12 protein-coding genes are annotated in these 13,850 nt (G+C 40.2%); 9 read left to right on the forward strand and 3 right to left on the reverse strand.

Features of this window, described 5'->3' with window-relative positions; genetic code table 11:
* The first annotated feature begins 10 nt into the window (after window positions 1-10).
* The 4 genes from AB1Z56_RS10095 to AB1Z56_RS10110 all read left to right on the forward strand — a co-directional run bounded on the left by AB1Z56_RS10095 (window position 11) and on the right by AB1Z56_RS10110 (window position 3,674).
* Entirely contained in the window at window positions 11-682 is a 672-nt protein-coding gene (locus tag AB1Z56_RS10095; protein ID WP_426791947.1) for a diacylglycerol/polyprenol kinase family protein, read from the forward strand.
* A gap of 341 nt (window positions 683-1,023) precedes the next feature.
* On the forward strand, window positions 1,024-2,061 hold the full coding sequence (locus tag AB1Z56_RS10100) for a serine hydrolase domain-containing protein (protein WP_426791948.1): 1,038 nt from the start codon (window positions 1,024-1,026) through the stop codon (window positions 2,059-2,061).
* A gap of 246 nt (window positions 2,062-2,307) precedes the next feature.
* The gene (locus AB1Z56_RS10105; protein ID WP_426791949.1) at window positions 2,308-3,171 is read left to right on the forward strand and encodes a retropepsin-like aspartic protease; all 864 of its coding nucleotides are present in this window, start codon (window positions 2,308-2,310) and stop codon (window positions 3,169-3,171) included.
* 125 nt (window positions 3,172-3,296) lie between these two features.
* Window positions 3,297-3,674, forward strand: a complete 378-nt coding sequence (locus AB1Z56_RS10110) for a hypothetical protein (protein ID WP_426791950.1) — start codon at window positions 3,297-3,299, stop codon at window positions 3,672-3,674.
* A 57-nt stretch (window positions 3,675-3,731) separates the two neighbouring features.
* Here AB1Z56_RS10110 and AB1Z56_RS10115 read toward each other — a convergent pair whose 3' ends face one another.
* Window positions 3,732-4,493, reverse strand: a complete 762-nt coding sequence (locus AB1Z56_RS10115; RefSeq protein ID WP_309363975.1) for a helix-turn-helix transcriptional regulator — start codon at window positions 4,491-4,493, stop codon at window positions 3,732-3,734.
* A gap of 230 nt (window positions 4,494-4,723) precedes the next feature.
* Here AB1Z56_RS10115 and AB1Z56_RS10120 point away from each other — a divergent pair, with 230 nt between their 5' ends.
* The 5 genes from AB1Z56_RS10120 (at window position 4,724) to AB1Z56_RS10140 (ending at window position 12,547) form a co-directional block, all read left to right on the forward strand.
* Window positions 4,724-6,529: an IPT/TIG domain-containing protein gene (locus tag AB1Z56_RS10120; RefSeq protein WP_309363973.1), complete on the forward strand. Its 1,806-nt coding sequence runs from the start codon at window positions 4,724-4,726 to the stop codon at window positions 6,527-6,529.
* 168 nt (window positions 6,530-6,697) lie between these two features.
* Window positions 6,698-9,022, forward strand: coding sequence for a GAF domain-containing protein (locus AB1Z56_RS10125; RefSeq protein WP_426791951.1), 2,325 nt, complete (start codon window positions 6,698-6,700; stop codon window positions 9,020-9,022).
* A 479-nt stretch (window positions 9,023-9,501) separates the two neighbouring features.
* Window positions 9,502-10,239 carry a helix-turn-helix transcriptional regulator gene (locus tag AB1Z56_RS10130; RefSeq protein WP_309363968.1) on the forward strand — a complete coding sequence of 246 codons (738 nt, stop codon included), beginning with the start codon at window positions 9,502-9,504 and terminating at the stop codon, window positions 10,237-10,239.
* 73 nt (window positions 10,240-10,312) lie between these two features.
* Window positions 10,313-10,843: a dihydrofolate reductase family protein gene (locus tag AB1Z56_RS10135; protein WP_309363966.1), complete on the forward strand. Its 531-nt coding sequence runs from the start codon at window positions 10,313-10,315 to the stop codon at window positions 10,841-10,843.
* 279 nt (window positions 10,844-11,122) lie between these two features.
* On the forward strand, window positions 11,123-12,547 hold the full coding sequence (locus AB1Z56_RS10140) for a toxin-antitoxin system YwqK family antitoxin (RefSeq protein WP_426791952.1): 1,425 nt from the start codon (window positions 11,123-11,125) through the stop codon (window positions 12,545-12,547).
* Window positions 12,548-12,721: 174 nt separating this feature from the next.
* Here the strand turns inward: AB1Z56_RS10140 and AB1Z56_RS10145 are convergent, their stop codons facing one another.
* The gene (locus AB1Z56_RS10145) at window positions 12,722-12,931 is read right to left on the reverse strand and encodes a PepSY-like domain-containing protein (RefSeq protein WP_309363962.1); all 210 of its coding nucleotides are present in this window, start codon (window positions 12,929-12,931) and stop codon (window positions 12,722-12,724) included.
* Between the two features lie 101 nt (window positions 12,932-13,032).
* The gene (locus AB1Z56_RS10150) at window positions 13,033-13,800 is read right to left on the reverse strand and encodes a hypothetical protein (protein WP_426791953.1); all 768 of its coding nucleotides are present in this window, start codon (window positions 13,798-13,800) and stop codon (window positions 13,033-13,035) included.
* Window positions 13,801-13,850: the final 50 nt, after the last annotated feature.

The following is a 13,850-nucleotide window of genomic DNA, read 5'->3' on the forward strand; positions in this document are numbered from 1 at the left end:
AAACAAGACTATGAAAAACGATTTATGGAACATGCTCCTCTTAGGCACCCTCTTCTTGCTGCTATTTGGGCTTGCCGAACTACTGTATCAACAGTTTAAGGTTCAAGCCGAGTTTACCCGAAAACTCGTTCATGTAGGCACGGGAATAATCTGCCTATTATTCCCGATTTTGATCACAAGTCACTGGTCTGTTTTCATCCTATGCGGATTGTTCGCTTTGATTTTATTGCTATCCATCAAGTTCAGTTTATTAAAATCTATCCATGCCATCGACCGAAAATCCGTCGGGAGCCTGGCCTATCCAGCGGCAGTCTATCTTTGCTTTCTCGCTCAGAAATTGTTAGACAAAGGATCTATTTTTTATTATTTGCCGTTGCTCACGTTAGCACTATGTGATCCGATAGCGGCATTATCTGGCAAAAAATGGCCTTATGGTTCTTACCGCATATTCGGTGCGCGAAAAACACTAGTGGGATCCGCCGTGTTCTTTGTGTGCGCATTTATTACCGTGATTGTAATTGGACATTATCTACAGGAGCCAAGCCTGCACATGAGCAAAATCACAATGATAAGTACCCTCGCTCTTGTGGCCACCATAGCCGAAGCATGTAGCAAAGACGGTTACGACAACATAAGCATTCCCGTCAGTAGCATACTGAGTATGTATGTTTTATTTCCTTGATAAGGAACAGTCAAGAAATCTTAATTTCGTTTGCAAGGCTATTGATTGATTCTTGAAAAGACTTAAAACATGCTCCTTGCAATTTCAAGGCTTCGCTCGGTATATATTCTGGTCTGATCGGGTGTATGATCAGCAGTTTTGGGATCCTCAAAAGTGACAGGAAACCTCTTGCCAGAAGAGGACGCTCTGCATGTGAAATACAAATTCTTTGGCTATATTTATGCTATTATTGTCAGCTCTATATGAAATCAACTCCTTTAAAAGTTATTGTTTTTTTCATTCTCACGATACAATTCTGTTTCGGCCAAACTTATCAGGATTCGATTTTAAGTAGCAACCCTTTGAAAACTTCGCTGGATAGCTTAGTTCAAAGGTCGGCAGTGCTTTATCTACAATCCCCGATTACCGTTGACCTATCGATCGGAATAATAACAGGCGATTTAGCACAGCAATACCATTTTCATCGTGGTGCGGGCAATTTGAGTCGTACCAATACCATTTTCGGTTTAGGTTCCATTGCAAAAACGTTCGTCGGCATAATGCTTGCGCAGGCCGTCATCGAAAAGAAAGTAAATCTTGATGATGATATTCGAAAATATTTGCCTGGGGATTATCCGAATTTGCAGTATAAGGGATATCCTGTTCGACTGGTAGATCTGGCAAACCACACTTCAGCCCTACCTTCGATGTCAAGAGATTACGATGATAAATACCTCGATAGCATCACCAAATTGCCCCCCAAAGCATTTCGGGAGTTTTACCGTATTTATACCGCCGACAGCCTGTTCCGGGATATGCACAAATTTGTGCTCGATACGGTTCCTGGCACAAAATTCCGCTACAATGGAAACGCGATGATGCTGTTGATTGCCCTATTGGAACGCGTTTACCATAAACCCTACAAGGATCTGATCGCTTCATTTTTAAGCAATCAAATAGGCATGAGAGATACAAAACCTCAACTTTCAGCAAAGGATGAGCAGCGACTCATCGCCGGTCATGACGAACATGGAAAAGTTTTGCCCTTTATTCCAGACTATGGTTATAGAGCAGCCCCCTCCATGTTTTCAACGCTCGGCGATATGCTCAAGTACGCATCCGCTAATCTAAAAAATAAAAATGCAGCCATCGCACTAAGTCATAAAACTACGTTTACGAGACCCGATGGTATGCACATGGGATTGGGTTGGATGATGGATAAGGAGGAAAATGGTCTCTCCTATCTTATGCACACGGGGCATGATGGTTGTGGCTTCACTGCACTATGCTACCTCTACCCCGAAAAGAAAACCGCTATTATCATCCTAGTAAACGATAGTAGCGGCCAGGACAGATTAGCTGAACTGAAGGATACCCTTATTACGAATATTCACTTTTAATCAAATTAAATATCTCTCCCGCCCTTTCTTACCACACATCTGCTTGCCTGATCGAATATTTGATACTACACTGAAAGATCATCATATTTTATTGAATCGCTAAATCAGCAGTCCAGTTTTACGGTTTAGATGATGAAGTTTCAAGCAACTTTATTTATCTTTATATTGAAATAAAAATTTACTTAGCATCTTCAAGCAAAAGCTGGTAGAAAAAACTGACCATTTCATCTTAAAAGCTAAAAGCAAATGAACATATTTAAAATAGTATTAACTAGGCAATTCTATTTCAGCGCAATAGCAACCATCATACTACCATTTATCACCTTTGCCCAAAGCATTCCATTACAATTATTACCTTCCGGTCATATCTTAGTTGAAGCCGAAATCGAAGGAAAGAGAGGAAATTTTATCTTCGACACAGGCGGGGGAATCAATCTTTTTTTTGATGATTTTGCCAAAGAACTGAAAAAAAATGAAAGCTATAATTTTCTTACCGCATTCCGTGCAACAGGTGAAAAAATGACAATTCCTCTTTACAGATCCTCTTCCATTAAATTCAATGGTAAAGAGTTTAATGATATTCCTTTTTCAACATTCGACATGAAATTAGCCGGTATTAATGGACTGATTTCCCTTCCAATGTTTTACGATACCGAGTTTATTATAGACTACACAAAGAAACAGCTTATTTTCCCAAAGGAAAAGCTAAAAAGTGACAAAATTATTCCAATTCAACTGACTACCAATGCAGATCAATCTCTTGATATCTCGACCTACATATATCTGAATAAAAAGTACAGGATCAACATTCTGTTAGATTCAGGGGCTGGCGATGATTCGTTTTGGTTTAGTGATCGGTTTATCTCAACATTGGAATTGGATCCTACCAAACTTGAAGTAACGGAGAGAGCCAGTGAATTTAACCCCCAGATAAAGACAAAATATTCTAAAGGACGTATTAAATCCATCTCCAATTCTTTTGCAAAAAGAGAAAATCCAACGGTCTTTTTTGTTGAAGGTTTGATTTATGAAGGGAAAACAAGTATCAATTGGCTGGGTAAAAAGCTTGGATTCAATTTAAAAGAAAAGAAGATCTATCTATTGGATTAATTACTATTATTAGTTGATCATAAAAAATAATAAACTTGTATTTTCGGCGCCGAAAACCCCGAACCGATGTAAAAAATTATGCTAAAAAAGTCGTATCACAAATAGACAGCTTAATAGTAACAGGTGTGCCGGCAGATCATATTACTGCAGTAGACACTTCCAAAGGGGGATATATTGCACAATATGTGTCCACCTATGCAGCAAATTCAAAATTGAACTTTGTATTTATCGGCAGCTTTCAGCCGAGTGATTTATCGGAAATTCCAGATATCAATTTTTGCGGTAATATTTTAACCATTTACGAAAACACAGACACTTATGGTGTTTCTGCCGTGAAAAGAAAAGAAGTTTCAAAATTTCCCATTGGTCATTTCAGGGAAGTAGAACTTCACACTGGCTTAAAGCATGGATTTCTCTATCTAGCATCGGACGATTGGATAAGGCCAAGCGCGATGTGGGCCAAACAAAACTATGAATTGAAGGACTTAATCTCGAGAAAATAGCTTTTCATATCAAAATTACACCGCTAGTTTTTCATTCTATAATTCGTATCGATGGGGCTATAAAAATATTTGGAAACGCATCAGTTCATTCATGTTCTTGCACTGCAGTTTTCGCAGCAGATTGCGCCGATGGGTCTTTACGGTTTCACAGGAGATGCTCAGGATATCGGCAATATTTTTATTGGGCTTTCCCTGTAAGATCAGCGTCAAGATCACTTTCTCCCTTGCGGTAAGCTGCATGTAATTGCGAATGCCAACCGAAAAAAAACGTCGGTTTTTGATCACTTTAAGAATATCGAGCAGATATTCCGGAACTTCCGCGCTGTCCACATCGAGTGTAATCCGGCCCTTATTCTCGTTAAGCAAAGACTCTACTTTCAGTAAAGGCGGCAGTATTTCTGCATCAGAAACAGGTCCTTTGGCAGTTAGGTTGACCCAGTCCAGCGCGGTATTTTCATGCGAAAAGAAATGGGGTCTGAAGGTCGTTTTCCCATCCACGTACATATTCATCACGCTGATGCTCGCATAGATATCGGGACTTAAGATATGCGCAACCTTATAGTCTATACCATGTCTGCATGCAGGTATATCTAGAAAATCAAGAATCCAGTTTTGTAGTTCTGTCGGTATCGTATAACTCATGGAAGAGAGATCCCAAATGACCTTTTCGGGTACTATTTTCTCAAAAATCCCCTTATACTCCTTGATTCCTGCGATGAGCTTTTCCGCCACATTGCAGTTGTCCCATTTACCCATGAAAATATCACGATCTTCATCGTAATACATGGCTAGGCTCTCTGATCTGAAAAGACGTTCCATAGGCCAATATTGACTTTCTTAAATTTAACCATTATTTGCAATACCCACAAAATTACTTTTTCAATACAATTCACTGAACATATTATAGTTACACAAATACCCACAAGTGGGTATTTCAACAGTTTACCAGGACTGGTAATTTTAATTGTCATCATTACCTACTTAACATGAAGCCATCAAAACCCGACTGTTTCCAGTCAGACAATAGATCTACATTTAAAACATATACCATGAATAGATTCACCATTTTTTTTGGAATATTCATTATTTTGGGTATCCAAGCCTGTCATAAGGATAAAGACAATCCACCGGAACAAAGTACCAAATCGAAACTCGAGGATGTGCTGACTGGAATAGATTCACTAAAATCTTTTACCGTCGACTTTAAAAGCGCTTCGCTTACTGAGGAAGAGCTCAATCAGGGCATTACGGTCTTTACCCTGAGCGACCGGGTCCTTGCGGATGTATCTGTAGCAAGGAATAACCCACAATCCGCGACCGAGGACAATCAAAATCTACCCCGGTTAAGGGCAGCAAATGGAACCAATGGATCCGATTTTAAGGATGGTTCCTCCATCAAGGACTATATTGTCAAGGGTCGCTTTTCATTGAGCGATTTAACAGCCGACAAGAAACTAACCACATTGAGCGGCAAAACCATTACCGTTCAGGTCGTCAACAGTATGGTCTATCTAAATGGGGTACAACTGTTCAGTAATCCCATCGGCAACAACAGTGCATTTGCTGTATTTGCCTTATCGTCTTTTATCAATTATGGTAGTATGCTCGCGCTGAACAATCAGGCGCTCGCCAAAGCAGCCCCATGCATACCGGGGGGCACCTTAACGATCTTAGGTCAAAATTTCGGCGAGAAACCGGAGCAAAACCTCGTTACACTCAATGGCAAAAATGCCCTGGTGAATGAAGCTTCAAAAAATAAGCTTGTTGTTACCATTCCTGCAGAGGCCACTACGGGATTGCTGACGGTCACCGTCAATAATAAAACGGTGAGCAGCCAATCGACTATCCCCATCTTATTGCCCAATGTAAGCACAGTCAGTGGCATACAGGCGCTGGGATGCCAGAATATTCAGGGGATCGCTATTGACAACAACAATACGCTCTATTTCACCGATCCGTCCAACTATCGCACGCTTTCCTACGATGCAAGTGGGCATGCCGTCATCTATCAGCCCCTCGGAACACCAGAAAAGGATCTCAATGGCGACGGCCGAATTGATGCCAATGATGCACCACTTATCATCACGGATCCCTGGGCCATTACCCTAGGGAATGACGGAAAAATATATGTTGCAGGAAAAAGCAAGGAAGTGATACCGAGCATATTCCGCTTTACGCCCAGTCTGCCAAAGCAAACGGAACTTTGGGCTGGTAGCAACGACCTCAATTTAGAAGGGCGCCGCTTAAACACAGGCATGAATCCGATCGCCCTTTTAGCCGATGGCGAGACAATGTTGTATGCGAATAATTTCAGTAATCAGCAATATGTGGTCAACAGGATTGCTGGCGATAATATTATGGGCTGGTTGTATAATATCAACCTGTTGAATGTAGACCCTACCTATCAGCAATCTGCCACAATGCTGGGCATGACAAAAATGAAAAACGTGAGCACCTTTTACTTTGCCGATGGCACTGGCAAACGCATCTGGAAAAAGGATCAAAATGGGCTTTACCTCCTTGCCGGAGCCAATAATAACAACCATAAACCTGCACAGGATGGTCAGAGCAGTGCAGCATTGTTCGGAAGCCCGATGGGTATAGCCCTATGGTCAGACCAGTATATTGTCGTCTGTGATAACGACTATAACAACCACAATTATAGCATCCGCGTTGTTAATAGCTACGGTGTGGTAACTACTATTGCCGGGGGCAACAACCCGAACAACAACAGCAAAGACGGTCTCGGCAAAGCAGCACAGTTCAACGGTGTCAATGCCATTGCAGTCGATAATGACAATATGCTCTACGTCGCATCCGATGATGGTTCGATACGAAAAATCCAGTTTAAATAGCAGTATACAAAATAAGAGGATACAAATAACGGCATCCAATAAAACTGTACTACCCGAAATCCAAAGCGCGACGTTTTCATCCGTCCGCTTTGGATTTTCTTTTCGCCAATTATTTTATATTTTTGTACATCTTCCAGCAATAATCTAATTTAGTCGGGAAAAACCATTATGCAGTTTAATTTCGCCTTTGATTCCAGTCCGTTTAAAACCCTGATCGCTTTTCATAAGATTATACCATCCTTTGAAGCAGCGGCCTTGTCGCCGGTTGGCTTTCAGGCCACCTATGCCCGATCGCTACTGGAAGAAATCAGCAAATATCCCGAACTTATCGATGGGGTCCAAAAAGCCGAGGACCTACAGCACTATGAGCCTATAATTAAGGTGCTGCTGGCCGACCTGTTTCCAAGTTCACTGACACATAATGAGATCAAGGCCATTAGCATTCCCTTCCATCTCTATACGTTCAACCATACCGCAAGACTGGAAAAAATATTACAGGATGCCGGCGATCACTATGAATTTAGTTTGCGCGACATCTCGCCCGATACCTATTATATTCTCAATTGCTGCGTCATTATCAGTCAATATTATGGCTATAAGGTGGACGCCATGGATGCACCGCTCTTTTTGGATATACCAGACAAGAATAATATCATCCATCATTACCGCGTCTTATTCAATGCCGATTTTATCGATGTCCTTCCTACAGAACGGGCGCTCGAGCTTTCGGCCGAAGATATTACCGAATTGGTCGACAACTTTTCGGATATTGCCCTCTGGAAGTCCAAATTTCCTGAGCAGAGCTGGACCCTAAAAGGCTTTTCCATTATGACACTCTTTGATGCCACCATTGAAAATGCGGTATCCAGCTTCAAGAGTAATCTGCTGCGCGAAAAGAGCGCTGTGCAACTGGCAGAAATAGAAAGTATTTTCAGGTCGATCTATAAAATAAATGATCTGCGGATCGGATTAACCTCCTTTGAGAAGGTCAGGAACGAGTACAACTTACGCATTGTCGAAAAACAGCTGTACAGTCATCTGCTTTACGATTCTACCATCGAGGAATGTGAAAACATGCTCTGCAGCGAGGCCTTGGAGAGCCTGCTCACCAAGGACGAATACCTTGTTGTACCGGATATTGACAAGCTGCCGATGGGTGATCCGAAGCAGGCTTATTTTATCAATAAGCTTAAGCAGCAACAGGTGAAGAGCTTTATTTTTGTTCCCCTGATCGAAGGCGACAAAGTGCTGGGTCTACTGGAAATGTCCTCATCAAAGGTGCGGGAACTTAATTCGGTCAATGCCAACAAGCTCAATTTCATCTTGCCCTTTATAAAGGATAAGGTCTCGAAAGCATTTTCCGAAACTGAAAACCAGATCGAAGCGGTGATCCAACGGGAATATACCGCTATCCACCCGAGTGTCAAGTGGCGGTTTCAGGAAGAAGCCATCCATTTCCTCAACGACCGCGCCTTTGGGAAAGACTATGCCCTGCAGGAAATCGTCTTTGACCATGTTTATCCGCTCTATGGACAAATCGACGTACAGGGTTCCTCCGAGTCCCGTAATCAGGCCATCCGGCAAGATCTGATCAATCAGAGCAAGGATTTGATCGAATTGTTCAACGCGGTCAACCAAACGCAGCAATTACCCCTATTTGAGCAGAAGATCTTCGACCTGGAAAGAAACCTGACGACGCTGCAGCAAGCGCTGCTGACCGATACCGAACAGCTCATGCTCGATTATTTTAACCAGGATATTCACCCTATTCTGGAGAATTTCAGGAAAAATAACAAAAATAACGTCGCCAATGCGGCAATCGACCGCTATTTTGAGCGGATCAACCAGGCTATCGGTGGTTTTTATGAAGCGCGGCAGGATTATGACAACTCCATCACGCTAATCAACAAAAAGCTGGTGGCTATCCTCGACGAAAAGCAGGTGGAAGCTCAAGAATACTTTCCACATTACTACGAGCGCTACAAGACAGACGGTATCGAGCACAATATGTATATCGGCGCTTCCATCGCACCCGGTCGTAATTTTGAGCTCTACTACCTACGTAATTTACGGCTGTGGCAACTGCAGGTTATGTGTGCGATGGAACTTGAGTTTAGACAGCTCCAGCCCTCCCTACCACATCAGCTAGAGGTGACCTCCCTCGTATTGGTCTTTGCAACGCCTATTTCCATCCGCTTTCGCATGGACGAGAAGCAGTTTGATATCGATGGCTCCTACAATGTACGCTACGAGATTGCCAAGAAACGCATTGATAAAGCCAAGATCAAAGGCTCTACAGAGCGCATCACACAAAAAGGTAAATTGGTCATCGTCTATTCCAATGTACATGAAGAGACTGAATACCTAGGCTACATCAACCTATTACAGCACAAGGGATTATTGGACACCGAAATCGAGCAGTTTGAGGTGGAAGACTTACAAGGTCTGATCGGCCTGAAAGCGGTCCGTGTAGGCTTCTCCGGCAATCAGTGATGTATTTGAAATGCTCTTCGAAAAACTTCTGCTTGCTGAAGTTTACATTTCCATCCGGTTCGAGGATTTGCTGCCCCAAATTGGAGGGCAAACACGTTTTTTACACACAAGGTTTTTTAACTTAAATTAATAACCATAGTGTTTTTGGTCCCCCTCCTAGAGGGGATGATCGCACCTACAAGGTTCCAGTAGAGATATAGTGCAGATAAAGCACGGATATAGCACTGTTGACACACAAAGCAAAATGTGCTTTAAGGGTGCTACAAGTGTGCTTGATGCATCCAAAAAGAAACTAAAAATAGTAATCAACAGGAGCGGCACATGTGAACTATAAGATAACCTTAAATCTCTCCTTTCAAAAATTTCTATATAAAAAATATCATTTTATTTTTTCATATTGCAGGTAATTGCAGCCGATAAGTTCAATCAGAAAGCAAGGCGACCGGAGAAACAGCTGGCATGGTAAATTGTTGATGTAAATGGAGTATAAAAAAACGAAACCACATAAAGCATTGGAACCCTTGATAGATTTTTATTGGGAACTAAAAGGAAGCCATGAATTGGGGCGACAATACGAGCGTGTCTTCCCTGATGGCTGTGCAGGTATAGTCATGAATATGGGAGATAACTGTTTAACCGACAATGGTTCCCTTTCTCTCCAATTCGGTAAAACCTATGTGGTCGGCGCAATGACCTCCTTCAAAGATAGCTTCATTGAAGGCGGGACCCATTTATGGGGTGTATGTTTCAAACCCGGAGCTCTTGCTAATTTCTATAAATATGAACCGCAACACGTATTAGTCAATGATACGATTGAATTTGAAAAATCCAATTCATTTGAGCTTGATCAAGTTCTTCATCACCCAATAGATTATTTTAACAGATTTTATTCAGAGAAAATAATAAACAGAGCCAATCCATTACAAAGAGTCATCAATGATATACATGCAGCGGATGGGCAGATTGGTATCTTTGAGCTGTCGAAACGTAACTTTACTACCGTAAGACAGCTTGAAAGAGGTTTTAAGAAATATATTGGTATGTCTCCCAAAGAATACGTTAATATTATACGTTTTCAACATGCACTTAGCATCATCAGAAATTCAGATGGAAAACAGAACTTATCGGATATTGCTTTCGAGTGCGGTTATTATGATCAGGCCCACCTCAGCAATGATATAAAGAAAAATACCGGAATGGTTCCTTCACAAATTTAATATTGTCGTATTTTTCCAAAGCCTTTTGCTTATCTAAAGCTAACTTTATAGAAAAATTCAAACATTTAAAAAAATGCGAAAATTATCAGTTTTTATTGCCATGAGTGTAGATGGTTACATTGCAAAACCCAATGACGACCTCAGTTTTCTAAACATGGTTGAAAAAGAAGGAGAAGATTACGGTTATTCGGATTTTATAGACACGATTGACACCCTAATTGTTGGTAGAAAGACTTATGAATATGTACTTAAAAATGTTGGCGCATCCCACTATGACAACGGACAACGGGATGTATATGTGATCACAAGAACAGCAAGGCCCCATATAGGCAGAACGATTTTCTATTCCGGAGATCTGGTCAATTTAATTTCAGAACTAAAATCCGGAAAAGGGAAAAATATTTATTGTGACGGCGGAGCAGAGATCATCAATGAATTGCTGAAGCATGATGTAATAGACGAGTTGATAATTTCTGTCATACCAACCCTACTGGGCGATGGAACAAGACTTTTCCAGGAAGGAAGACCCGAGCAGCTACTTAAACTAATAACGACGAAGACATTTGAAACCGGGCTGGTGAAATTACACTACGTTAAAAAATGATCAGCAATGCCAGGTACATGTCTTCTAATCAGCTCTGACAGATAACTTAAGAAGTCAGCAATGCATAGGTAATTCGATACCCTTCGTCCAAAACGAAGGGTATACTTTTTTCAGAACATATCGAATAATAAATAGTAGCCATCGAATATAAATCAATGCGGGAAAACCATCGAAAAAATCTGATCTTCATGTGGCGTAAATAATAAAAATTTTCAGTTCAACACCATCCTTGACAGCGGATGAAGTACCATTAAAATGAAGTACCATAAATAAAAAGCTATGAAAAATATCATTCTATTTCTATTGTTGCTAAATTTCCATAGGGTCATTCACGCGCAATCAGCACACAAAGTAATGATAGAAAACGACAGCTTAAAACAAAAAGGCCAATGGGATAAAAATGGTCTAAAGACGGGCAAATGGCTATACTATTACCCGAATGGAAATGTAAAATATGTCGGACGATACAAAAAAGATTGCCTAGAAAGACAGTGGAAAGGGTTTTACGAAAACGGCTCTCCTGAAATTATTTCCAACTATAAAAAAGGAAAAAGAGACGGATGGTCAAAAGAATTTTATAAAAGTGGACAGCTGTATGCAAGTGGAAAATACAAAAACGACCTGGAAACCGGCCTTTGGCAAGGCTATCACGAAGATGGACAATTGAGTAAGATTGGGCATCTTATCGATGGTAAACCAATCGGAGAATGGAAATTTTACTTTCCCAACGGTCAATTGGAAAAAAGCGAAGCATACGTAGCGGGTAAAAAATCCGGAGAATGGAAATTTTATTATGAGAATGGACAGCTACGGTCTATGGGACAATATAAAATGGCCGCAAAAACAGGAGAATGGAAATTTTATACAGAAAATGGAACCTTACAGGGATTCCGAAATTATCTCGACGATAAAGATGATGGTCCCTATATGTATTATAATACAAATGGATCTCCCGCCGTTATCGGTCAGTATGCACATGGGGGAAAAACTGGTGAATGGAAATGGTATAGTGAAGATGGAAAAATCCGAGCTGTTAAAAACTTTGTAGACAATGAGGAAAAAGGCTTATTGATGGAGTATTACGATAGCGGTCAATTACGCTGTGTTGGAGAAATGAAAGACAGCTTAAAAACCGGCGAGTGGACATGGTATTATGCCAACAAAAAGCTAATGAATGTTGCCAATTATGAAAATGGAAAAACATCGGGCGAATGGAAGTATTATTACGAAAACGGAAACTTGCAAGCAATTGGAGTCATGCTCGAGGGCAATAAAATTGGCGAATGGAAGTATTATCACGAGAATGGACAATTAAAAAATCAGGGAATTTCGAAGGGAAATAACAGTATAGGAAAATGGCAATGGTATTATGAAAACGGCCAATTGCAGACAGAAGGGAATTATAACGATCAAGGCAACCAAGTAAATCATTGGACATGGTATTACATGAATGGGCAAATAGAAATCAAAGGACAGTATGCTAACGGTGTTAAAAGCAACCGATGGTATTGGTATGATAAAAAAGGAAGATTGCTCAAAACAGGCGTTTACAGACAGGGAAAAAAAACTGGTAAATGGAGCATATATAACTTAGAAACCGGGAAACTAAAAAGTATAGATAATTATCAAACCAAAAAGCGGATCTACTATAATGAAAAAGGCATACCAACAAAAATAATAAACACAATTGCTGCGGAAGAATAGTATAAAACCGCGCCAGCACCCCGCTGAGAAAATATGAGAAACAAGAAATTAGCTACGTCTTTTTCTTTCTGACATAGCTAATAAACCTATTAAAGAAAATGCAATTAAATGATCCGATTTAGCTCATCCCCTATTTTTAGGAAAAATTTGCCAATATCATCGTTAGATTCCGTCCTAATTAACTGCTCTCACAAATTGTCCTTTAAAATTGAAAATAAGAGAATCTCCACCCCTAATATCTATTCTATAAGAATGCTGATCTTTTTCAATAAAGTCAATCTGAGTTGCAGGATAATTTTGAATGATATAAGTCAAAATATTACGTCTGATATCCTGTGAAGAAAATTCCCTATCCAACCCAGCTATTAAATTCCAATTAACCATATGATTTAAGTTTTAAAATGTTACAATAACCTAAACTTATACATCAATTTGGGAAAGAATTGGGAAATTTCAATATTTTCCTTTCTCTCATATTAAACATTTCAATTCAGTAAGCTCTTCGGGTATTGGATATAAAATACAATCACATTGAGCAAAACAATAACTGCCGCAATCAGAGCTCCTGTATAAACAGTGCCATTAGCTACCTTATTAGCAACAGCAATAGCGATTAAAGCCCAGACTGCCACAAGTGCAAACATGGGCATACGACGTCTCCAGATCATAAATAGGTGAATTAGTAGCGCAATAACAAACATTATAAGGGTCCAAATTGTATCGGAAATTCCAAAACCACTCCAACCGATCTTTGTTAAATAAGCTGCAATATCAGCAATCAGAGCAACAGAAATCCAGCCCGCATACATACTAAAAGGCAGTTTAAAAAAAACAGCAGTGCTCACTGTAGAATTATTTACATCACAGGTAAGCTGAATGATTTTTAACAGTGAAACAAAAAGTAGGACCATCAATAAAATTGTCCAAAAGGTATAATCGTATAACCAAGCAATTACCCATAAGCTGTTTGTTAGACAAGAAATTAAGAACCACCATCCAATATTTAGTGTGACTTTATCTTTTTCCGCTGTTTGCTTGCCAAAGGGGCCATAATATACAACAAAGCCCATCAAACCTAAATATATAATGCCCCAGATTGAAAATGCATAACCAGAAGGTGTAAATAAATTCTGGTATTTGGCAGATATCGTTGCCATGGTCTCCCCATTAAAAATTCCCGTATTGGATAGGTAATTAATAATGACCGTTATCATTAATGCAATTCCATTAACTATTTGATATACCTTTTTCATCGTGCTCGCATCTAATTATATTTTCTTAAACATCCACTCTACAAAGTGTT

Origin of the sequence: Sphingobacterium sp. WOUb80 (assembly GCF_050058145.1) — a bacterium.
In the GTDB taxonomy this organism is placed as follows: Bacteria; Bacteroidota; Bacteroidia; order Sphingobacteriales; family Sphingobacteriaceae; genus Sphingobacterium.